The following is a 20689-nucleotide window of genomic DNA, read 5'->3' as shown; positions in this document are numbered from 1 at the left end:
ATGACATTCTCCATCGTCGGACGGTGCGCCGAAACCGGACAACTCGGCATCGCGATCAGTTCCTCGAGCATCGCAGTGGGCGCGCGCTGCGCGTGGGTTCGCACCGGTGCGGGCGCCGTGGCGACGCAGAACGTCACGCTGCCGTCGCTCGGCCCGCGGGTGCTCGACCTGCTCGGCGACGGCGCGGCCGATCCCGTACAGGCGCTCGAAGCCGCGCTCGCCACCGATCGCTGGCGCGACTACCGGCAGGTCACGGTCGTCGATACACAGGGCCGCACGGCATTCCAGACCGGCGCGCACGCGCTCGGCCTGCATCATGCGGTAGCGGGCAGACAGTGCGTCGCCGCGGGCAACATGCTCGCCAGTCAGGACGTGATCTCCGCGATGGTGCCCGCGTTCGAGCAGACGCCCGGCCCGCTCGCCGACCGTCTGCTCGCGGCGATGCAGGCCGCGATCGACGCGGGCGGAGAAGCCGGCCCGGTGCATTCGGCCGCGTTGAAGATCGTCGATACGCAGGTGTGGCCGCTCGTCGACCTGCGGGTCGACTGGACCGACGACGCACCGATCGCGGCCCTCGCCGCGCTGTGGCATGCATACCGTCCGCAGATGCACGACTATGTGACGCGCGCGCTCGATCCGACGGCCGCACCGAAATACGGAGTCCCCGGTGATGAGTGACCCGACCAGCCGCACCCTGCTCGCCGAACTGATCGGCTTCGATACGGTCAGCCGGCACTCGAACCTCGCGATGATCGAGTTCATCCGCGGCTATCTGGCGCGCTACGGAATAGACAGCGAACTGTTCTACAACGACGCGCGCAGCAAGGCGAACCTGTTCGCCACGATCGGGCCGCGCGAGCGCGGCGGCATCCTGCTCTCGGGTCATACGGATGTGGTGCCCGCCGACGGCCAGGCATGGACCGTCGAGCCGTTTCGGATGACTGAGCGCGACGGCCGGCTGTATGGGCGCGGCACCGCGGACATGAAGGGCTTTCTCGCGTCGGTGCTGGCTGCGGTACCGATGTTCGTCGAGCGCCGGTTGTCGTTGCCGATCCATCTCGCGTTCTCGTACGACGAGGAGATCGGCTGTCTCGGGGTGCGGCCGATGCTGGCCGAACTCGCGAAGCGCCCACACAGGCCGGTGCTGTGCGTGATCGGCGAGCCGACCGAATTGAAGCCGGTTCTCGGCCACAAGGGCAAACTGGCGATGCGCTGCCACGTCAAAGGCGCCGCGTGCCATTCCGCGTATGCGCCGTATGGCGTCAATGCGATTCAGTATGCGGCGCGTCTCGTCAACCGGCTGGAGGAAATCGGCGAGCGCCTCGCACAACCGGAGCATCACGACGCGCGCTTCGATCCGCCGTATTCGACTGTCCAGATCGGCCTGATCCACGGCGGCAAGGCGTTGAACATCGTTCCCGACGCATGCGAATTCGATTTCGAAGTCCGCACGCTGCCCGGCTTCGACGCCGATGAAGTGACGAGCGAATTGCAGGCCTATGCGCAGCAACACCTGACGCCGAAGATGCGCGCGGTTCACGCGGATTGCGATATCCGTATGCAGCCGCTGTCCGCCTACCCGGGCCTCTCGACACCGGGCGACAGCGACGCCGCCCGCCTGCTGTCGATACTCAGCGGATCGAGCGCGTTCGGCACGGTTGCGTTCGGCACCGAAGGCGGACTGTTCGAGCAGGCCGGTATCCCGACCGTGGTGTGCGGACCGGGCAGCATGGATCAGGGGCACAAGCCGGACGAGTTCGTGAGCGTCGAGCAACTGCAGGGTTGCGATGCGATGCTGCGGCGGCTGGCAGACCATCTCGCCGCGACCGAAGCGACTGATCGCATGACTGACTGATTTCGACTCCGTCGAGCTCGGCTGGCTGTTCCCGTACTGCCGCGCAATTCCCTCCGCCGGTGCGCGCATCTTCTTCGCCGCGCACCGGCGCGCCGCATAGGAAAAACTTGCGAATCGCATTCGAAAAGAGTTTTTCCCCGATCAATATTGACCACGTAAAGTCGGCTCATCGAACTTGCATTGCGCCCGTCGCCTGACCCAGGCGATGACGGCACGATGACCGGAACTGATCGAGGCCATCATGAACGCAGTCAGCGCCATCCCCGCAAGCGTACCCGCCGCCACGCTCGCGCCGGCGTCCGCAACGCCGCTCGTCGAAGTCAGGGGTTTGCACAAACGTTTTGGCGATACCGATGTGCTGCGCGGAATCGATGTGTCGATCGCGAAATCCGAAGTGGTCTGCCTGATCGGTCCGTCCGGATCGGGCAAGAGCACGCTGCTGCGCTGCATGGCCGCCCTCGAAACCTATGATCACGGCGAGATCCGGATCGGCGGCGAGATGCTCGGCTATGTCGAACGCAACGGCGTACGCGTGCGCGCGTCGAGCGCCGAGATCAACCGCGTGCGCCGTAACATCGGCATGGTGTTTCAGCAGTTCAACCTGTGGCCGCACATGAGCGTGCTCGGTAACGTCACCGAAGCGCTGCGGCGGGTGCGCCGCCTGCCCGGTGCCGAGGCGGATGCCATCGGTGGCCGCATGCTCGACATGGTCGGCATGTCCCACAAGGCGGATGCCCATCCGTCGAAACTGTCCGGTGGCCAGCAGCAGCGCGTGGCGATCGCCCGCGCGTTGGCGATGGAGCCGAACCTGATGCTGTTCGACGAGCCAACCTCCGCACTGGACCCGGAACTCGTCGGCGAAGTGCTGCAGGTCATGAAGCAGCTCGCGCGCGACGGGATGACGATGGTCGTCGTCACGCACGAGATGGGTTTCGCCGCCCAGATGGCCGATCGCGTCGTGTTTCTCGACCATGGCCGGATCGCGGTGAGCGGCGCGCCGGGCGAGGTGTTCCGCCGTTCCACGAATCCCCGGCTGCAGCAGTTCCTGCAGAACTACCGCGACCGCAACGCGTTCTGGCACTCGGACGACGCGACGGCCGACGCGGACGGATCGACCGCCCCAAGGCAGTAAGCGGGTCGATGCATCGCGGCGTGGCCGGCGCTCGGCCGCCCGACTGGTCGAACCCTTTCGACAAATCCCTGCGGCCAACCATGAACCTGCGGCCGGCGCCCCCGTTTCCCACGCTTCCGCTCACGCACCTCGACATGAACGAAACCCAGCTTCGCACCGATCTCGCCGCCGCTTTCCGCTGCTTCGCCCGCCTCGACATGCATGAAGCGGTCGCGAACCACTTCAGCGTCGCCGTTTCCGACGACGGCCGTCACTTCCTGATGAACCCCAAATGGATGCACTTCTCGCGGATCCGCGCGAGCGACCTGGTTCTGCTGGACGCCGACGATCGTTCGAGCCTCGAAAACGGCAGCGTCGATCCGACCGCATGGGCGATCCATGGCCAGTTGCACCAGCAACTGCCGCATGTGCGCGTCGCCATGCACCTGCACCCCGTCCATGTCACTGCGATCTCGACGTTGTCCGATCCGACCATCCTGCCCATCGAACAGAACACCGCCCGTTATTTCAATCGTGTCGCGCTGGACACCGCATTCTCGGGAATGGCGGATACCGAAGACGAAGGCGCCCGCCTCGTGTCGCTGCTCAAGGACAAGTCCCGTTTGCTGATGGGCAATCACGGCGTACTGGTGACCGCGCCGACAGTCGGCGAGGCGTTCGACGACATGTACACGCTCGAACGCGCGTGCCGGATCCTCGTCAACGCGTACGCGACCGGCAAGCCGATCAATGTGCTGTCCGACGAAGTGGCCGAGAAGACCGCGCGTGACTGGGAAGGATTCCGTGACTTCTCGATCGCGCATTTCGACGAGATGAAGCGCATCCTGGACGTCGAGGAGCCGTCGTATCGGGATTGATGCGTTCGGCCACTCCTCGTCAGATCCGTCTCGTCGATTCCGGGCAGGGGCTCGGCGGCCAGCGACCGCGTCGTCAAGCGTGCGCTGATCGGGCCGGTCCGCGCGCGCCGCCGCCGGGGCAAGGCCGACGAGGCCGAAGTTAAGGCGATCGCGAAGCGCGGCACGTTGCATGCACGGGAAGTGGCAAGCGCGACGCTCGTGGCCGTGAAGAGTGCGATGGGGTTCACGTATTTCGATTGAGCGGCGACGGCGACTTGCATTGGATCCACCACACAATGCACGCTCGACATGAACGTCGACGTGGAGCGTAATCGGCAACAATTCGACAACCTTCCGTCCCCGGCATCACAACGAAGAAAATGATCGTCCGCGCGAGCGTCCCGTGCCGCTCTTCCGTCACCACACGGCGAGCAACGGCCTTCGTGTCGTTTTTGCGTGAATCGCTCGTCAGCGCCACCGCAGCAGCCGGCCTCCCTCCGATATTGCCCCGCAAAGACCACTTCGCTAACGTAGCCCGCCAACGACAACGACGGCGAACGGGACGTGCAGCGAATGCGGCCTGTGTCGCCGGCATCCCGAGGGCACCGCGTGAATACTTACCACTACCGGAACGAACCAGACCTGACTCCGATCGAGTTGTTCTTCCTGATTGCCGCAGACGAAACCTGCAAGCAGATCGGCATCGACGATGTCGAAGCGGTTGTTCTGATACTGTCGGGTCTTCCCATTCTTCCAACCCGAGCCAAGCCGGCCGGCACGACCCGCGGCACGTCCGTCGCATCGGTCATGTCGAGGTCGATATTTCGGTATGAATTCAAGCGCAAGGTATTGCCGACCGTTACGCTGAAAAGCATCAAGAGATTGCGGGTAATCCTGACCCATCGACTGGCAGTGTTCGTCGGACGAACCATACCGGGTGTCGGATGGGTGGTACTTGGGACGGATGTATTCCATATTGTCCGGAACACCGTTTACCAGTACAACCGGATTGTGAAACCAGAGGACAGGATTCTCTAATGGACGACCGACACAATTGGGAAGCGCTGGAAGCGTTCGTTCGCAAGGAAGCCGCTGCCTCGGACAAGCACCGCATTACGGAGCGCACCTCGATCTCGGACGACCTGGGACAGACCGGGGACGACGCCGACATCTTCATGGAACGCTTTTTCGACCGATTCGGCGTCGACCGAGGAGACTACGATTTTGGGCGTTACTTCCTGATGGAGGGCGAGGGGCTGCTATATCACGTCTTGCGAAAATACCTGCTCGGAAAACCCCATACGTTCCAGCGACATGCATTGACCGTCGGCATGCTGAGCAAAGCGATATCCCTCGGGACGTGGGACTCCGAAGCAGTCGAAAACTAACGACCGCCGGACCTCACCACCGTTACGGCTACTCGTGCTCCGCCACCGCTGCGTGACACACGGCCTCGACCTGGTTGCCGGCCGGATCGACGAGAAACGCCGCGTAGTAATCGCCGTGGTAGTGCGGCCGCAAGCCGGGGTCGCCGTTGGACCGGCCGCCCGTAGACAGGCCGGCCTCGAAAAACGCATGCACCTGCTCGCGGGAAGCGGCCTTGAAACACCAGTGCCGCTTGTTCGTCCCGATTTCGGCGGGATCCAGATACACCGCGAGGAAGGTCGATGCAGGGTCGTTCGCGCTGCAGCGTTCGCCATAACCGAGCGCGGTGGCCCGGTCATAGACCTTGGTCGCGCCCAGCGCGGTCATGACGGCATCGTAGAAGGGGCGTGCCTGGTCGATATCCGGCACGCCGATCGACACGTGATCAAGCAGTTGCATGGTGTGGGCTCCATTGAACGAGCCCGAGTCTACACAACCTCTCCCGATCCGACCGATCAACCTTACCGGCGACTACACTACCGAACCGGCGCCCTACGTGATCTGATACGTCGACGCCGGCGCGAACTCCTCCGGCATCGGCCGATCGCCGAGTTCGAGCACCGACCGCTCGATCGTGCGCGTCATCGCATTGAGCGCGAGCGCATTCGGCGCGAGGCCGAACGGCTCGGCCACTTCGTTCGCGATCGCCTCGAGCGCGATCAGCGTGTACGAGATGAACACGCAGATCAGCGGCGTGAAGAACTCCGTCGAGTCGACGAGCCCGAACGGCAGCAGCACGCAATACGCATACACGGTGCGATGGAGCAGCACGCTGTATGAAAACGGGATCGGCGTCGACAGGATGCGCTCGCAACCCCCGACCGACTTGCCGAGCTCGTCGAGCTGCGTCTCGAACATCCAGCAGGTCGCGTCGCTGCCGTGCGCTCGGCCCAGCGCACGGACGATGCCGCCGCGCAGTTCGTCGAGGATCGCGACCGGCTTGTAGCATTTGCCGCCGAGCGCGGCCGTGCGCTCCGCGCCGAGAATGCGCAGCAGGTCTTCGGTCGGATCGGTATGGCGCAGCTGGTGCTTCAGCGCATACGCGAGCGCGATCAGCAGATCGGCGAGCCGGTTGCGCTCGGCGTCGCTCACGCTGTCGGGCAGGTAGCGATGCAGTTGCGACGTCACCGCGCGCGCCGCAATCAGCAGGTTGCCCCACAGGTGCCGCGCCTCCTTGAAGCGCTCGAAGCTCGCGTTGTTGCGAAACCCGAGGAAGATCGCGAGCGCGAGCCCGAACAGCGTGAACGGCGCGGTGTTGAGCGGAATCTTCTCGCCGAAGATGCGCCCGTTCGTGAAGACCGCCAGCGTGCTGACGATCGCCATGAACACGAGCTGCGGAATGATCGATTGCAGCACGGAGCCGTTCCATACGAACAGCATCCTGAGCCAGTTTTGTCGTGGTCTGACGATCATGGTGTTTTCTCGACTGCCAAAGGAATACGCAACGCAACCCGTTGCGCCCGCACCCGATGCGCAGCGGCCCGCGCGTGGCGGGCCGCTTTCGCATCGGGTGCCGTGCCGGGCGCCGCGCTGTGCGTGATGATACGCGCACGCCGCGCCCCGTCACTTCGCATGCCGCTCAGTGATAGCCGATGTCGCCCTCGCGCACCTTGCCGCGGAACACGCGGTACTGCATCGCGTTGTACACGAGGATGATCGGCAGCACGATCACGGTGCCGACGAGCGCGAACAGCTGGCTCGAATGGCTCGACGATGCATCCCAGATCGTCAGCGAAGGCGGCACGATGTTCGGCCAGATGCTGATCACGAGCCCCGTATAGCCGAGGAACACGAGCGCGAGCGTCAGCAGGAACGGCGTGGCTTCGTGCGTGCGCTTCACCGAGTGGAAGATGCCCCACACGCATGCGACGACGAGGATCGGCACCGGCAGGAACCAGCCGAGGTTGCCGCTGCCGAACCAGCGGTGCGCGACGGCCGGCAGCCCGATCACGGTCCACAGGCTCACGACACCCATCACGGCGAGCAGCACGCCCGCGAGCGGCTTCATCAGCAGCCGCATCTTGCGCTGCAGTTCGCCATCGACCTTCAGGATCAGCCAGCCGCAGCCGAGCGTCGCATACGTGACGAGCACGCCGATCCCGCAGAGCAGGCTGAACGGCGACAGCCAGTCGAACGGGCCGCCCGCGAACTGGTTGTTCTCGATCTTGATGCCCTGCAGCAGCGAACCGAGCACGATCCCCTGGCAGAACGCCGCGAGCGCGGAGCCGCCGATGAACGCGAGATCCCACATGTGTTGCGTGCGGGTAGCCTTGGCGCGCAGCTCGAACGCCGCGCCGCGGAAGATCAGTCCGACCAGCATCAGCACCAGCGGCAGGTAGTTCGCGGGCAGCAGCGTCGAATACACGACCGGGAACGCGCCATAGAGGCCCGCGCCGCCGAGCACGAGGAACGTCTCGTTGCCGTCCCACACCGGTGCGACGGTGTCGAGCATCACCTGGCGCTCGGCTTTCGCGTCGAAGAACGGAAACAACAGGCCGATACCGAGATCGAAGCCGTCCAGCATCACGTAGATGAATACGCCGAGGCCGATGATCGCGGCCCATACGACAGGAAGATCGATGTGCATGGCTTACTCCGCTTCGGTGACGTTCAGCGGCGTGGACAGCGCGCTCTTGCGCAGCCCCGGATGCCGGTGCAGCTCGATGTACCCGGCCTGGGCAGCCGGCCCGCGCCTCATCAGTTTCATCATGTAGTAGATACCCGTCCCGAACACCAGGAAATAGACGACCACGAAGATCAGCAGCGACACGCCGACCTGTTGCGCACTGAGCGGCGCGACCGAATCGATGGTGCGCAGCACGCCGTAGACGGTCCACGGCTGCCGCCCGACCTCGGTCGTGATCCAGCCGGCGAGCAGCGCGACGATGCCGGACGGCCCCATGCAGACCACGAACCACTGGAACCAGCGCGTTTCATAGAGGCGTCCGCCCTTTCTCAGCAGCAGCCCGAGCAGCGCGGTCAGCAGCATCAGCATCCCGAGGCCGGCCATGATCCGGAACGTCCAGAAGATGATCGGCGAATACGGGCGATCCTGCGGCGGGAATTCCTTCAGCCCGCGAATCTCGCCGTCCCAGCTGTGCGTGAGGATCAGGCTGCCGAGGTGCGGCACCTGGATCGCATAGCGCGTGGTTTCGGCCTGCATGTCGGGCAGCCCGAAGAGGTTCAGCGCGGTGCCGCCCTTCTCGGTTTCCCACAACCCCTCGATCGCCGCAATCTTCGCCGGCTGGTATTCGCGCGTGTTCAGCCCGTGCGCGTCGCCGACGACGATCTGGATCGGCGCGAGCACCAGCAGCATCCACAGCGCCATCGAGAAGCTGCGCTTCACCGGCTCGTCGCGGCGCCCCTTCAGCAGGTGCCAGGCGCCGCACGCGGCGACGATGAAGCCTGCGACGATGAACGCCGCGATCGTCATGTGGACGAGGCGGTACGGGAACGACGGATTGAAGACGATCTTGAACCAGTCGACCGGTACGACGAGGCCGTTCTCGATCTTGTAGCCCTGCGGCGTCTGCATGAAGCTGTTCGACGCGAGGATCCAGAACGTCGAGATCAGCGTGCCGACCGCAACCATCAGCGTCGCGAAGAAGTGCGCCCGCGGGCTGACGCGCTGCCAGCCGAACAGCATCACGCCGAGGAAGCCGGCCTCGAGGAAGAACGCCGTCAGGACTTCATACGTCAGCAGCGGCCCGGTGATGTTGCCCGCGACGCGCGAGAAGCCGGCCCAGTTGGTGCCGAACTCGTACGCCATCACGACGCCGGAGACCACCCCCATCCCGAAGCCGATCGCGAAGATCTTCGACCAGAACTGGAACATGGATTTGTAGGCGGCGTCGCCGGTGACGAGATAGCGCCACTCCAGGACCGCCAGGAAGCTCGCCATGCCGATGCTGATCGCGGGAAACACGATGTGGAACGACACCGTGAATGCGAATTGCAACCGGGCGAGATGGAACGCATCGAAGATTTCCATGACCGTAATTTGCTCGTGGTTGTGAGGACGTACGCCCGAAGCAGGAAATCGCGCGACGGCTTGGCGACAACACATGCGAACACAAACAGTCACTCGCATGGCATCGAAGCGTGAATGACGATATCGCGTTTGCAACGATACTCGCAATCACTCGAACGCGCGCTGAAACTGTGCTGCTCCCGTCGCCGAAGATGTGTGCACGGAAAACACATTTCGTGCCTGCGGGGTGGTCAGCTGTACTGCTTTCCGCGTCGCGGCGCTGTGCCTGCGGCGCGCTGTTCACTCCACTTAACATGTTATGCAACGCCTGCCCGTGGCGGTAGTGCGCCGCCCCCGGCACCCGCCCGGCAGCATCGATTCCCGTCGTCCGGCGTACGCGCCGGCCGATCCGCCTGGAGAAAAACCGCATGGAGTCCTGCACCCGCGTCGACGATCCGACCGGCAGCACCGCGTGCCACGTGACGCGCCATCGCGCCGGCGAAGCGCGCGACACCGTCGATCGCGTCGTCGACGAAACGCCGGTTGCACTCGTGTTCAACGGCATCTCGCACACGGTCATGATGGCGACGCCGATCGACCTCGACGCGTTCGGCCTCGGCTTCGCGCTGAGCGAAGGCATCGTCGAGCGTGCATCTGACGTATTCGACATCGAAAGCGAATGCCGGCCCGGCAGCGCCGAAGTGCGGCTCACCGTGTCGCAACAGGCGTTCACGGCGCTAAAGGCGCACCGGCGCGCGCTGGCCGGCCGCACCGGCTGCGGCGTCTGCGGGATCGAAAGCATCGCGCAGCTCGACCTGCACCCGCCGCGCATCGCGGCCGCCGGCGCGGCGGCCGGCATCGGCGCCGACGCGATTGCCCATGCCGCGCGCGCGCTGCCGGCCCGCCAGACGCTGATGCGCGAGACGGGCGGCATCCACGCGGCCGCGTGGTGCGACCGCGACGGCGCCGTGCTCGACGTGTTCGAGGACGTCGGCCGCCACAACGCACTCGACAAGCTGATCGGGCATCTCGCGCGGCGCCGCGCCGACCTGCGTGCGGGCTTCGTGTTCCTGTCGAGCCGCGCGAGCTACGAACTGGTGCGCAAGGCCGCGCGGGTCGGCATCCCGATGATCGCGACGATCTCGGCGCCGACGTCGCTGGCGATCGACGTCGCCCGCGAAGCCGGCGTGCGGCTGCTCGGCTTCTGCCGCAACGACGGGTTCGTCGAATATGTGTCGCCGGCCGCCGTTCACCCCGACCAACCGGCGCTTGCGCCCGCGCACCCGGCCCGCTCGTCATGAAACACCTGTTCGATTTCGATACCGCGCAGCAGCAATTCGCCGGCGCGTTTGCGCCGCTTGCCGCCACCGCTTCCCTGCCGGTCGCCGCAGCAGCCGGCCACGTGCTGGCCGCGCCGCTGACCGCCGTGCTCGACCAGCCGCCGGCCGACCAGAGCGCGATGGACGGCTATGCCGTGCGTCACGCGGATCTCTCGCAGGGCGAACCGCTGCGCGTCGCGCAACACTGCTATGCAGGCGACATGCCGGCGCCGCTGGCCCCGCGCACGGCCGCCCGGATCTTTACCGGCAGCCTGATTCCGCCCGGCGCGGATACCGTCGTGATGCAGGAGCATGCCCATGAACAGGACGGCCGCGTCACGTTCGACGCGCCGCAGCGCAGCGGATCGCACATCCGCCGTCGCGGCGAGGAAGTACGCGCCGGCGACCTGCTCGTGCCGGCCGGCGTGCGGATGGGCGCGATGCACGTCGGCGTGGCCGCCGCGCAAGGTTTCGCGCGCATCGATGTGCGCTCGGCGCTGCGCGTCGGCATCCTGACGACCGGCGACGAGCTCGTCGCATGCGGCCAGCCGCGTGCACCGCAGCAGATCTACAACAGCAATGCGCCGATGCTCGCCGCGCTGGTGTCCGGAACCGGTGCCGGTGTCGCGATGTGCGTGCATGCGGCCGACACGGCGGCGGCCGTCGATCGTGCGCTGCGCGACCTGCACGCGGGTTGCGACCTGGTGATCTGCGTCGGCGGTGCATCGGTCGGCGACAAGGACCTGCTGCGCCCCGTGCTGACCGCGCTCGATGCATCGTTCATCGTCACCGGCGTGCGGATGAAGCCGGGCAAGCCGGTTGCGCTCGCGCGGCTCGACACGCGGCCCGTGGTGCTGCTGCCCGGCAATCCGGGCGCCGCGATGACGGCGTTCGCGCTGTTCGTCGCGCCGCTGATCCGCCGCCTGCAGGGTCGCGACGCGTGCCTGCCGGTCGTGCCGTCGCTGCCGATCGACACCGGCTTCGAGCCCGATGCGCAGCGCGAACGCTTCGTGCGGGTGCGCTGCACCGTCGGTGCCGATGGCGCGCCCGTGCTCGATACGCTGCGCCAGCAAGGCGCCGGCACGCTGCAGTCGCTCGTGCAGGCGAGCGGGCTCGCGCGGTTGCCGGCCGGGCGAGCCATCGCGCGCGGCGACTCGGTACCGTATTACGAATTCGCGCCCTGGCTCGCATGAGCGCGACGCCGATCACGCGCCCGATGCGCCCCCTGCGCCGCGCCCGCCGCAAGGAGAACTGTATCCCTGCAATTCGGGCGCGATTGTGCCTCTGCCGGCAAAACCCGGCGGACTATGCTCACGATGAGGCTCGTCACGACCTGTGCGCCGACACGTCGGCACACGCGCGGCCGACCGGCGACGCCCCTCCGCTTACTTCATGCAGGCCGACGAACCGATCGTGAATGCCATCGTTTCAGCCGCGCCGGCCGCCGCCGCTTCATCCGGCGGCGTATCGCCCGGCGCCCTTCCCCGCACGTCCGACACGCTCGGGCGCCCGCTGCGCGACCTGCGCCTGTCCGTGATCGACCAGTGCAACTTCCGCTGCGGCTACTGCATGCCGCGCGAAAGCTTCGGTTCCGACTATGCTTTCATGCCGTCGTCCGAGCGGCTGTCGTTCGCACAACTCGAAAAGATCGCGCGCGCGTTCACGTCGCTCGGCGTCGAGAAGATCCGCATCACGGGCGGCGAGCCGCTGCTGCGCCGCAATCTCGAGGCGCTGATCGAACGGCTCGCCGCGCTGACGACCGTCGACGGCAAGCCCGTCGAGATCGCGCTGACGACCAACGGTTCGCTGCTTGCCGCGAAGGCGCGCTCGCTGCGCGACGCCGGGTTGTCGCGCGTGACCGTGAGCCTCGACGCGCTCGACGACGCCGTATTCCGCCGGATGAGCGACGCCGACGTACCGGTGTCGCGCGTGCTCGCCGGCATCGAAGCCGCGCACGCAGCCGGGCTCGCACCGGTCAAGGTCAACACGGTGATCGAGCGCGGCGCGAACGACGACCAGATCCTGCCGCTCGTACGCCACTTCCGGAACACGGGCGTGGCCGTGCGCTTCATCGAATACATGGACGTCGGCGGCGCGAGCTTCTGGTCCGGCGACAAGGTCGTGCCGGCCGCGCGAATGCGCGAACTGATCGACGAACGCTATCCGCTCGTGCTCGTCGGCGAACCGGGGCACGACGCGACCGCGATCCGTTGCGCGCACATCGACGGTGCGGGCGAAGTCGGCTTCATCGCGAGCGTGTCGCACCCGTTCTGCGGCACCTGCTCGCGTGCCCGCGTGTCGGCCGACGGGCAGCTCTATACATGCCTGTTCGCGACGCAAGGCACCGACCTGCGGCCGTGGCTCGACGATGCGGCGTCGACCGGCGACCTCGCGGCCGCCGTGCGCGATCGCTGGACGCGGCGCGACGACCGCTATTCCGAGCGCCGGGCCACACGGCCGGCCCGCGCGCCCGGCAAGACCTATCCGACCGTGCGCATGTCGCTCGTCGGCGGCTGACCGGCCGCCGCGCCACACAGGACGCACCGCCCACTGGAGAACCTGTCATGACGACCTTCACCGAATCTCGCGCCGGGTTGCCGGACGATCCGTTGCGCGCCGGCGGCCACCCGCCTCCCGCCGACGCGGCCGACCCGCACACCGAACCGCCGCCCGCCATCACCGCCGGCTTCGAAGTGCGCGTGCAGTACGCGCCGATCGATGCGGGCGCGGAGCTCGCGCCGATCGTTCGCAATCCGAATGTCGGTGCCGTCGTGAATTTCCTCGGTGTCGTGCGCAAGGAGGGCGACGTCGACGACGTCGTCGCGCTGGAGGTCGAGCACTACCCGACGATGACCGAACAGGCGCTGTGGGGCATCGTCGAGGAAGCGAGCGCGCGCTGGCGGCTCGAAGCGGTCAAGATCGTGCACCGCGTCGGCCGCATTCCGCTCGGCCAGTCCGTCGTGCTGGTCGTGGTGGCCGCCGCACATCGCGCGTCCGCGTTCGATGCGTGCGAATTCCTGATGGACTTCCTGAAGACGCACGCACCGTTCTGGAAGAAGGAGATCCGGCACGACGGCGAATCCGGCTGGGTCGAGGCGAAGGCGCACGACGACCAGGCGATGCGGCGCTGGGGCTGACCCCAGCCGCCTTGCACGCTGCGCTTTCCGATCCCGTCGACTCCATTCAAGACCTCGCCATGAAACTGACGATCAAATACTTTGCGAGCATTCGCGAACAACTCGAACGCGACGAAGAAACCATCGAGGTCGATGCACACGAACTCACCGTCGATGCGCTGCGCAGCACGCTGGCTGCGCGCGACGCGCGCAGCGCGGATGCGCTGCGGATGGACCGCCCCGTGAGGGCGGCCGTGAACCTCGAGATGGTGACCGGGGAATTCGTCGTGCGGGAGGATAGCGAGGTCGCGTTTTTCCCGCCGGTGACGGGTGGGTGACACCATCACGCGCGAGACACGTTTCGATGTCGATCCGTCACGCCGCGCGCCTCTCGATACAGAATGTCCTCGCAGGTCATCGCGCAGCCTCCAGCGCCGTCAGCGCCGCGTCGAGCGCATCCAGTCCCTCGTCCAGCTCCGTGCGCGAGATGACGAGAGGCGGCGTCACGATCACCACGTTGTAGCGCCCGTAGGCGTGAACGCCGCGCCTCAGCAGCTCGCCATAGAAAACCCGCATCGGCGCCGATCCCGCCGGGTGATGCCACTCGACGAGCGGCTCGCGCGTTTCCCGATCGCGTACCAGCTCGATGCCGAACTGCGCACCCATGCCCCGCACGTCTCCGATCGACGGATGACGCTCCGCCAGTTCGCCGAGGCCGTCGCGCAGCCAGCCCTCGATCTCGCGCGCCCGCTCGAACAAGCCCTCTTCCAGATAGACCTTCAGCGCGGCGAGCCCGCCGGCGACCGCCAGCACGTGGCCCGCATGCGTGTGACCCACATCGAAGAGTTCGGTATCGAAGTGGCGGGCCACGCTTTCGCGCACCAGGACACCGCCGAGGGGCGTGTACGAAGAGCTGGCCCCCTTGGCGAACGAAATCAGGTCCGGCAATACGCCGACACGCTCGGCGCAGAACAATGCCCCCGTGCGCCCGAAGCCCGTCATGATCTCGTCGAAGATCAGCAGGATGCCGTGCCGGTCGCACAGGTTCCGAACACCTTCGAGATACCCCGGCGGGTAGACGACGACCCCGCTGGATCCGGTCATCGGCTCCAGCAGGATCGCGGCCACGTTTTGTGCGCCTTCATACGAGAGGACGCGCGCCAGGTGATCGAGGGCACGGCGTGTCTCCTCGGCCGGATCCGATGTATGGAAGGGGCTGCGGTACGGATACGGCGCAAAGAACTTCACCATGCCCGGAAGCGCCGGAAAAGGATCGCGCCAGCGGTCCACGCCCGTCACCGCGCTCGCGCCGAGGGTGCTGCCGTGATACGACCGATGAGCCGTCAGCACCTTGGGCCTGCGTGTCACCAGCCGCGCGATCTTCACCGCGTCGTCGTTAGCCTCGGCGCCGCCGCAGGTGAAGTGCACGCGCAGTCCCTCCGGCCACGGTGAAACGCTGTTTAGGAGTGCGGCATATTCGGCGCGCACGTCGTTGAAGTAACTGGATGCGACCCAGCACATGCGCCCGGCCTGCGCCTGGATCGCCTGGACCACCTTCGGATGGCCGTGACCCAACGACACCGCGACATAGCCGCTGGTGAGGTCCAGATAGCGCTTGCCGTTCGCATCGTAGAAGTAGCACCCCTGCGCGTGCGTGATGACCGGTGGATTGAGCCCGCCCTGGACCGCCCAGGGAACGAGCACCTTTCGAAACGACGGAGCGAGCGCGGAATTCGGCTCGCCGTGAATGCTTAGATCCATGTTGACTCCGGAAATGGCATGGCCCACTATTTCTGAGCCTCGTGATGTGAGGCGTCCAGATTAAGCACGCATTTCCGGCGCGACAAATCAAACATTTACATACTGAGCCTGAATTTAACTGAGTCATGCCGCGACAACTTCCGCCCCTGCTCTCCGTACGCGCATTCGAGGCGGCTGCGCGCCATGGCGGCTTCGCCCGTGCGGGTGAAGAGCTATGCGTCACGTCCGGTGCAGTGGGACATCAGGTGCGGCTACTCGAGGAGTGGCTGGGAACGCCGTTGTTCATGCGCGGCGCCCGGTCCGTCCAGCTGACGGACATCGGACGGCGGTACTTCCTCGAAATCGAGCGCTTGATGGACGAGCTCGAGCGCGCGTCGCTCGGCATCCGGCAAGCTGCGGATTCCCCCGAGGTGACGGTCACCGCGATGCCGTCGTTCGTGACGCGTTGGCTGATGCCGCGGCTGGGCGAGTTCCGGCAGTTGCATCCCGACATCGAGGTGCGCCTGCTGGCCTCGGTGCCGGCCATCGACTTCAGCCGCGAGCGCGTGGACGTCGCGATCCGCCTGGGGTTGGGCCCTTATCCGGGGCTCGTCGCGGAAAAGCTGATGTCGGAGACGTTCCTGGCGGTCGGGCAGCCTTCGATATGCGCGCCGCTGCGCACCGTGGACGATGTGTTGCGTGCAACATTGCTGCATGACGAATCCGAGGCCCGCATTCCGGAGCAGGTGGACTGGGTGCGCTGGTGCCGGATGCAGGGCGTGCACGCCGGCGCGGCCCGGTTGCGACAAGGGCCGAGCTTCTCGCATACCTATCTCACGCTCGATGCCGCGATAGCGGGCCAAGGCGTGGCCGTGGCGTCGGATGTCCTCGCCGCCGATGCGGTCAGGCAGGGGCTGTTGGCCATTGCACCGGGCAACCCGGTGCCGGGACCCTACAGCTATCATCTGCTGACGACGCGCGCGGCCGCCAGTCGACGCCTTCTGCCGTTGGCTACGATCGGCGGCACGGTCGTTTTCGGAAGCCGGTTGGGCTTGAACGACCTGAGTCGCCACGCGGCAGGTCCCACCGCCCGCGACTTGCGTCGCCCGCCCGCTCACCGCATGCACGCCGCAGCCAGCTTCCCGACCGCGATCACCGCCTGCTCGATCTCCGGCGACCACGGGCTGCTGTAATTCAACCGGATGAAGTTCCGATAGTTGTCGGTGATCGAGAACATGTAGCCGGGCCCGATCGTGATCCCCTGCTCCAGCGCGAGCTGGTACAGCCGCATCGCATCGACCTGCGCGGGCAACTCAACCCATAGCACGTAGCCGCCGGCCGGGCTCGACATGCGCGTGCCTTCCGGGAAGAACCGCGACACCATCGCTCGCATCAGGTTCGCCTGCTGCGCATACGCCTTGCGCAGACGTCGCAGGTGATGCTCGTAGCCGTCGCGCTCGAGAAACTCCGCGATCGCCAGCTGCGGCAGCGACGGCGTTGCGAGCGTATTCAGGAACTTCAGCTTCTCGACCTGATCGCGATAGCGGCCCGGCAGCGCCCAGCCGATCCGGTACGCGGCCGTCAGGCTCTTCGAGAACGACGAGCAATGCAGCACGACACCGGTCCGGTCGTAGGACTTCAGCGAGCTCGGATGCGTATCGCCGAAATACAGTTCGTTGTACACGCCGTTCTCGATGATCGGCATACCCGTCTTCGTTGCGAACTCAACCAGTTCGCGCTTGCGCTCGTCGGGCATCTGGAAGCCGAGCGGGTTCTGGAAGTTCGGCATCACCATGCATGCCGCGATCGGCTGCGACTTCGCGATCGCGGCCAGCGCCGCGATGTCGATCCCGTATTCCGGATGCGTCGCCACCTCGATCGCCTTCATCCCCATTCGCTCGATCGCATGCAGCATCGCGTAGAACGTCGGCGACTCCACCGCGATCGTGTCGCCCGGCTTCGCCACCGCCTGCAGGCACAGGTTGATCGCCTCCGTCGCGCCGACCGTCACGATGATCTCGTTCGGGTCCACCGACATCCCGTTTTCCAGGTAGCGGCGCGCGATCTGCCGGATCAGCCGCGGATGGCCCGGCGGCAGCCCGTCGGTCACGCCCCACAGCGACTTGTCGCGGCCGGCCGCGTACGCATAGCGATTCAGCTTCTCGAACGGGAACAGGCTCGGGTCCGGGTACGGCGAGCCGAGCGGCACCGCGTCGTCGGTACCGATCGAGCGCAGCGTCGACAGCACGAGCCGGCTCACGTCGACCGACGACGAGATCGCGATCGGCTTCGACGGCCGCAGCTCGCGCACCGGCGCGTGGCTGTCGTCGCGCCGCAGGTTCACGAAATAGCCCGACTGCGGGCGGCTTTCGAGCAGCCCGCGGCTTTCCAGCAACAGATACGCGTGCAGCACGGTCGTGATGCTGATCCGGTGCTGCTGGCTCGCCTGCCGCACCGACGGAATCCGGTCGCCGTGCCGGTACACGCCCTGGCGGATCAGGCGCTCGATGTCGTCCGCGAGTTTTTCATAGAGTTTCATCGTGCGTCTCCCGCCGGCATGTGCCGCCGCGCTGCCCTGCCGTGTGCGTTCCGCACGCACGTGTTTCGCCTGCCGCCCGGGCCGTCGTGATTCCTGATCTTTCCCTCCGGTTTTGCCTTTTCCATCGCACTGGCTCTCTCTTGAAGATGCGCCGACAGGGTTCCGGTACGCCTGGATCTGCGGCACTGTGCACTTGATGATGGAATCTTAAGAGCAGAACAGTTGACGGCGAGTACACACATCGACCACGCGAACAAGAGTACAGTTCGACGCGAATCGCGCATGGCGGGAGAACTGTACGTCTTATGAAATGGCCGGACGGCCGGAAACCTGGCTCGACGTAGCCGGATCGGCCCGGAACGCCCGCCGCACGGACATTCGTCCGACTGTCTCAATGGGGGTGCAATACTGTGCGACCGCCCGATATTCATTGCCGGAGTCAGGCTCGTGCCGCACACGATCGAACCAACAGCCCACCCTGGCAGCGCAGTCCGCGCTGCCCGACAAGTACAGATGATGAAATGGTGTCAGAACGTTACGACCGACCGCGAATCGCGCGCCGCCGGCAAGGAAACCGCAGATGACTGATCGCGACCTCGTCGCGCGGCTCGTCGCGCGACTGACCGGCACGGCCGACCATCCACGCTTCACCGGCGCGCCGATCGACCTGTCGGCGCTCGATGCACACACGCTCGGTACCGTCTGGCCGGCGCTGCGTCGCGTCGAGCACGAGATCATGCTGCGTGATCACGCGTACGACGACCCGCGCGCCGAATTCGCGCGCTGGCTGCGCGGGCAGATCGATGCGCTCGGCCTCGTGCCGCTCGTCGACGCCGATGCCGCGCTCGAACTGTTCCGCGACATTCCGCCCGGCGGATGGAAACGCGCGCTGGAAGACCTGCCCTGCCTCGATGCGCTGCCGTCTCCCGCGCTGCAGGCCGAGCTCGCGCGCATCGCGGGCGAGCCGGAAGACGACGAGATCGGCGCGACGTCCGCGTATGGCGCGTATGCGCTCGACTGGTTCGCCGGCCGCCGCGACTTCTCGGCACGACGCGAGGCCTATGCACAGGCGCTCGCGGGCTCGCCGTTTCGCGTACGCGAACTCGACGTACTGCCCGAACTCGGCGCGGCCGCGCTGCTCGCGCTGGCCGCGACGAACGACGGCTATTTCGCGCCGAAGCGGCTGTGGCTCGACTTCAGCGATCCGGCCGTCACGCTCGCGGAAGACGCTGCATACGTCGCGTTCGCACGGGACGCGCTGACCGCGGCCTCGCACCGGGTCGCCGCGCTGCATGCCGGCGCCGTGCCGTACGAGGCCGATCGCGCGTTCACGACCGACGACGCGCAGGTCGTCGCGCGCGCCGCGCGGGTGGCCGCCTATCGCGACGAAGCGTGGCTGCGCCCGCTGATCGGGCCGCTGCTGACCGGCGTATGCGTCGCGCCGACAACCGCGAAGACGGCGCCGTCGCAGTCGCTCGCGATCGCGCTCGGCCACGCGGTCGAGACGATCCCGACGCCCGAGGGCGTGCGCGCGCTGCGCGACGCGCTGGCCACGGTGCGTCACGCCGGTGTGCAGAAGAAGCTCGCGCGCAACCTGAAGCCGGCCGAACGCGCGCTGGGCGAGCGGCCGCGCACCGCGCTGCGCATGACGCTCGATGCGAAACCGGACAAGAAGCAGCTTGCGATGCTCGCCACGTGCATGGAAGCCGGCTTCTGGCAGCCGATGTCGCTTGGCCAGGCGGAATGGCGCGAGCGGCTCGTCGATGCGCCGGCCGGCGCCGCGTTCTCCGCACGGATGATCTGGCAAGCGCGCGGCCGCGATGGATCGACGCAATCGTTCATCCCCGACATCGCGAAAGGCAAGGTCGTGCTGCGCGACGCGGCCGGGCACACGTGCAATCTCGCCGACGATTGCGAGATCCGTCTCTGGCATCCGCTGCTGGCCGACGCGGACGAGCGGCTCGCGTGGCAGCGCGCGATCGTGCGCCGCACGCTCCGGCAGCCGGTCAGGCAGGCGTTCCGCGAGTACTACGTGCCGGCCGACAGCGACGCGTCGGCCAGCGATTCCGCGATGTTCGAAGGTCACGTGCTGTCGAGCCGGCCGCTGCTCGGCGTCGCGCGCCGCGAAGGCTGGTCGATCCGCGCCTACGATGACGGGCTCGCCCGCGAATTCGGCGACGTGCGCGCGACCTTCCTCGTCGATGCGCGGCTCTATCCCGGCGCGCAGGGCCACGGCACGTCACGCCGGCTGTACTTCGAACGCCGGCACGACCGGCGCTGGGTGCCGCTGCCGATCGGCGAGATCGACGCGGTCGTGTTTTCCGAAGTGGCACGCGCGGTCGACCTGCTCGTCAGCGTGGCCGCGTTCGCGCTCGACGACGATGCGACACACGCGGCGACCGCTTCGCTTGCGGCGGACCCGGTCCGCCTGCGCGACCTCGAATCCGAACGCCGGCAGCGCCTTGACCGGTTGTCGGATCTGCCGCTCGGCGTGATGGCGCGGCATCGCAAGCACGTGCTGTCGCTCGTGTTCGCCGAACCGGTTGCGCAGGGGAAGATCACGATCGACGAACGCCACGTGCGGGTCGGCGCGTGGTCGGTGCATTGCGCGACCGGCCGCGTGACGCGCGACGGCGAGCCCGTCGATGCCGCGATCGAGCCGCCGCCGTCACCGCTGCGCGCGGTGCCGTGGTTGCCCTACGACGAAGCGCTGCTGCAGCGGATCGTCGACGTCGTCGCGGCTCTGCTCGATTGAGC

Annotated in this window: 19 protein-coding genes; 13 read left to right on the top strand and 6 right to left on the bottom strand. The window is 66.7% G+C overall.

From position 1 onward, the window contains the following. The 6 genes from DIE03_RS32915 (at position 1) to DIE03_RS32885 (ending at position 5211) form a co-directional block, all read left to right on the top strand. Entirely contained in the window at positions 1-678 is a 678-nt protein-coding gene (locus DIE03_RS32915; RefSeq protein WP_124456333.1) for a DUF1028 domain-containing protein, read from the top strand. After that, positions 671-1855, top strand: coding sequence for an acetylornithine deacetylase (gene argE / locus DIE03_RS32910; RefSeq protein ID WP_124456332.1), 1185 nt, complete (start codon positions 671-673; stop codon positions 1853-1855). The genes DIE03_RS32915 and argE overlap by 8 nt, the downstream gene beginning before the upstream one ends. Before the next feature lie 241 nt (positions 1856-2096). Then, positions 2097-2987, top strand: a complete 891-nt coding sequence (locus DIE03_RS32905) for an amino acid ABC transporter ATP-binding protein (RefSeq protein WP_124456331.1) — start codon at positions 2097-2099, stop codon at positions 2985-2987. Between the two features lie 134 nt (positions 2988-3121). Then, the gene (locus DIE03_RS32900) at positions 3122-3844 is read left to right on the top strand and encodes a class II aldolase and adducin N-terminal domain-containing protein (protein ID WP_124456330.1); all 723 of its coding nucleotides are present in this window, start codon (positions 3122-3124) and stop codon (positions 3842-3844) included. Between the two features lie 552 nt (positions 3845-4396). Then, positions 4397-4861, top strand: coding sequence for an STM2901 family protein (locus DIE03_RS32890; RefSeq protein ID WP_124456329.1), 465 nt, complete (start codon positions 4397-4399; stop codon positions 4859-4861). Continuing rightward, a complete protein-coding gene (locus tag DIE03_RS32885) occupies positions 4861-5211 on the top strand; it encodes a DUF1493 family protein (protein WP_124456328.1) in 351 nt (116 codons plus the stop codon). The genes DIE03_RS32890 and DIE03_RS32885 overlap by 1 nt, the downstream gene beginning before the upstream one ends. A gap of 28 nt (positions 5212-5239) precedes the next feature. On the opposite strand, the gene DIE03_RS32880 is transcribed toward DIE03_RS32885, so the two are convergent. The 4 genes from DIE03_RS32880 to DIE03_RS32865 all read right to left on the bottom strand — a co-directional run bounded on the left by DIE03_RS32880 (position 5240) and on the right by DIE03_RS32865 (position 9239). Next, positions 5240-5647 carry a VOC family protein gene (locus DIE03_RS32880; RefSeq protein WP_124456327.1) on the bottom strand — a complete coding sequence of 136 codons (408 nt, stop codon included), beginning with the start codon at positions 5645-5647 and terminating at the stop codon, positions 5240-5242. A gap of 93 nt (positions 5648-5740) precedes the next feature. Next, positions 5741-6661 carry a bestrophin family protein gene (locus tag DIE03_RS32875; protein ID WP_124456326.1) on the bottom strand — a complete coding sequence of 307 codons (921 nt, stop codon included), beginning with the start codon at positions 6659-6661 and terminating at the stop codon, positions 5741-5743. 166 nt (positions 6662-6827) lie between these two features. Beyond that, positions 6828-7835, bottom strand: coding sequence for a cytochrome d ubiquinol oxidase subunit II (gene cydB / locus DIE03_RS32870; protein WP_124456325.1), 1008 nt, complete (start codon positions 7833-7835; stop codon positions 6828-6830). Between the two features lie 3 nt (positions 7836-7838). After that, entirely contained in the window at positions 7839-9239 is a 1401-nt protein-coding gene (locus tag DIE03_RS32865) for a cytochrome ubiquinol oxidase subunit I (protein ID WP_124456324.1), read from the bottom strand. A 407-nt stretch (positions 9240-9646) separates the two neighbouring features. Between DIE03_RS32865 and fdhD the strand changes: the two genes are divergently transcribed. The 5 genes from fdhD to moaD all read left to right on the top strand — a co-directional run bounded on the left by fdhD (position 9647) and on the right by moaD (position 13991). Next, on the top strand, positions 9647-10519 hold the full coding sequence (gene fdhD, locus DIE03_RS32860) for a formate dehydrogenase accessory sulfurtransferase FdhD (RefSeq protein WP_124456323.1): 873 nt from the start codon (positions 9647-9649) through the stop codon (positions 10517-10519). Beyond that, on the top strand, positions 10516-11730 hold the full coding sequence (gene glp, locus DIE03_RS32855) for a gephyrin-like molybdotransferase Glp (protein ID WP_124456322.1): 1215 nt from the start codon (positions 10516-10518) through the stop codon (positions 11728-11730). The genes fdhD and glp overlap by 4 nt, the downstream gene beginning before the upstream one ends. A 199-nt stretch (positions 11731-11929) precedes the next feature. Further along, positions 11930-13054 (top strand): GTP 3',8-cyclase MoaA, encoded by a 1125-nt coding sequence (moaA, locus tag DIE03_RS32845; protein WP_124456321.1) that lies wholly within the window; start codon positions 11930-11932, stop codon positions 13052-13054. A gap of 47 nt (positions 13055-13101) precedes the next feature. Then, complete coding sequence (locus tag DIE03_RS32840; protein ID WP_124456320.1) at positions 13102-13674, top strand: molybdenum cofactor biosynthesis protein MoaE; 573 nt, start codon at positions 13102-13104, stop codon at positions 13672-13674. Positions 13675-13733: 59 nt separating this feature from the next. Next, complete coding sequence (gene moaD, locus DIE03_RS32835) at positions 13734-13991, top strand: molybdopterin converting factor subunit 1 (RefSeq protein WP_124456359.1); 258 nt, start codon at positions 13734-13736, stop codon at positions 13989-13991. A 76-nt stretch (positions 13992-14067) separates the two neighbouring features. On the opposite strand, the gene DIE03_RS32830 is transcribed toward moaD, so the two are convergent. Continuing rightward, entirely contained in the window at positions 14068-15414 is a 1347-nt protein-coding gene (locus DIE03_RS32830; RefSeq protein WP_124456319.1) for an aminotransferase class III-fold pyridoxal phosphate-dependent enzyme, read from the bottom strand. A gap of 125 nt (positions 15415-15539) precedes the next feature. Here DIE03_RS32830 and DIE03_RS32825 point away from each other — a divergent pair, with 125 nt between their 5' ends. After that, positions 15540-16586, top strand: coding sequence for a LysR substrate-binding domain-containing protein (locus DIE03_RS32825; RefSeq protein WP_260434991.1), 1047 nt, complete (start codon positions 15540-15542; stop codon positions 16584-16586). Here DIE03_RS32825 and DIE03_RS32820 read toward each other — a convergent pair. After that, positions 16508-17932, bottom strand: a complete 1425-nt coding sequence (locus DIE03_RS32820) for a PLP-dependent aminotransferase family protein (RefSeq protein WP_124456318.1) — start codon at positions 17930-17932, stop codon at positions 16508-16510. The genes DIE03_RS32825 and DIE03_RS32820 overlap by 79 nt on opposite strands. Positions 17933-18512: 580 nt before the next feature. On the opposite strand from DIE03_RS32820, the gene DIE03_RS32815 reads away from it, so the two are divergent. Next, complete coding sequence (locus DIE03_RS32815) at positions 18513-20687, top strand: DUF4132 domain-containing protein (protein ID WP_124456317.1); 2175 nt, start codon at positions 18513-18515, stop codon at positions 20685-20687. The last annotated feature ends 2 nt before the right edge of the window (positions 20688-20689 follow it).

The organism is Burkholderia sp. Bp8992 (genome assembly GCF_003853705.1).
Taxonomy (GTDB): domain Bacteria; phylum Pseudomonadota; class Gammaproteobacteria; order Burkholderiales; family Burkholderiaceae; genus Burkholderia.
Note: the sequence above shows the minus strand (reverse complement) of the source record. Positions and strands in the feature narration are given on the sequence as shown.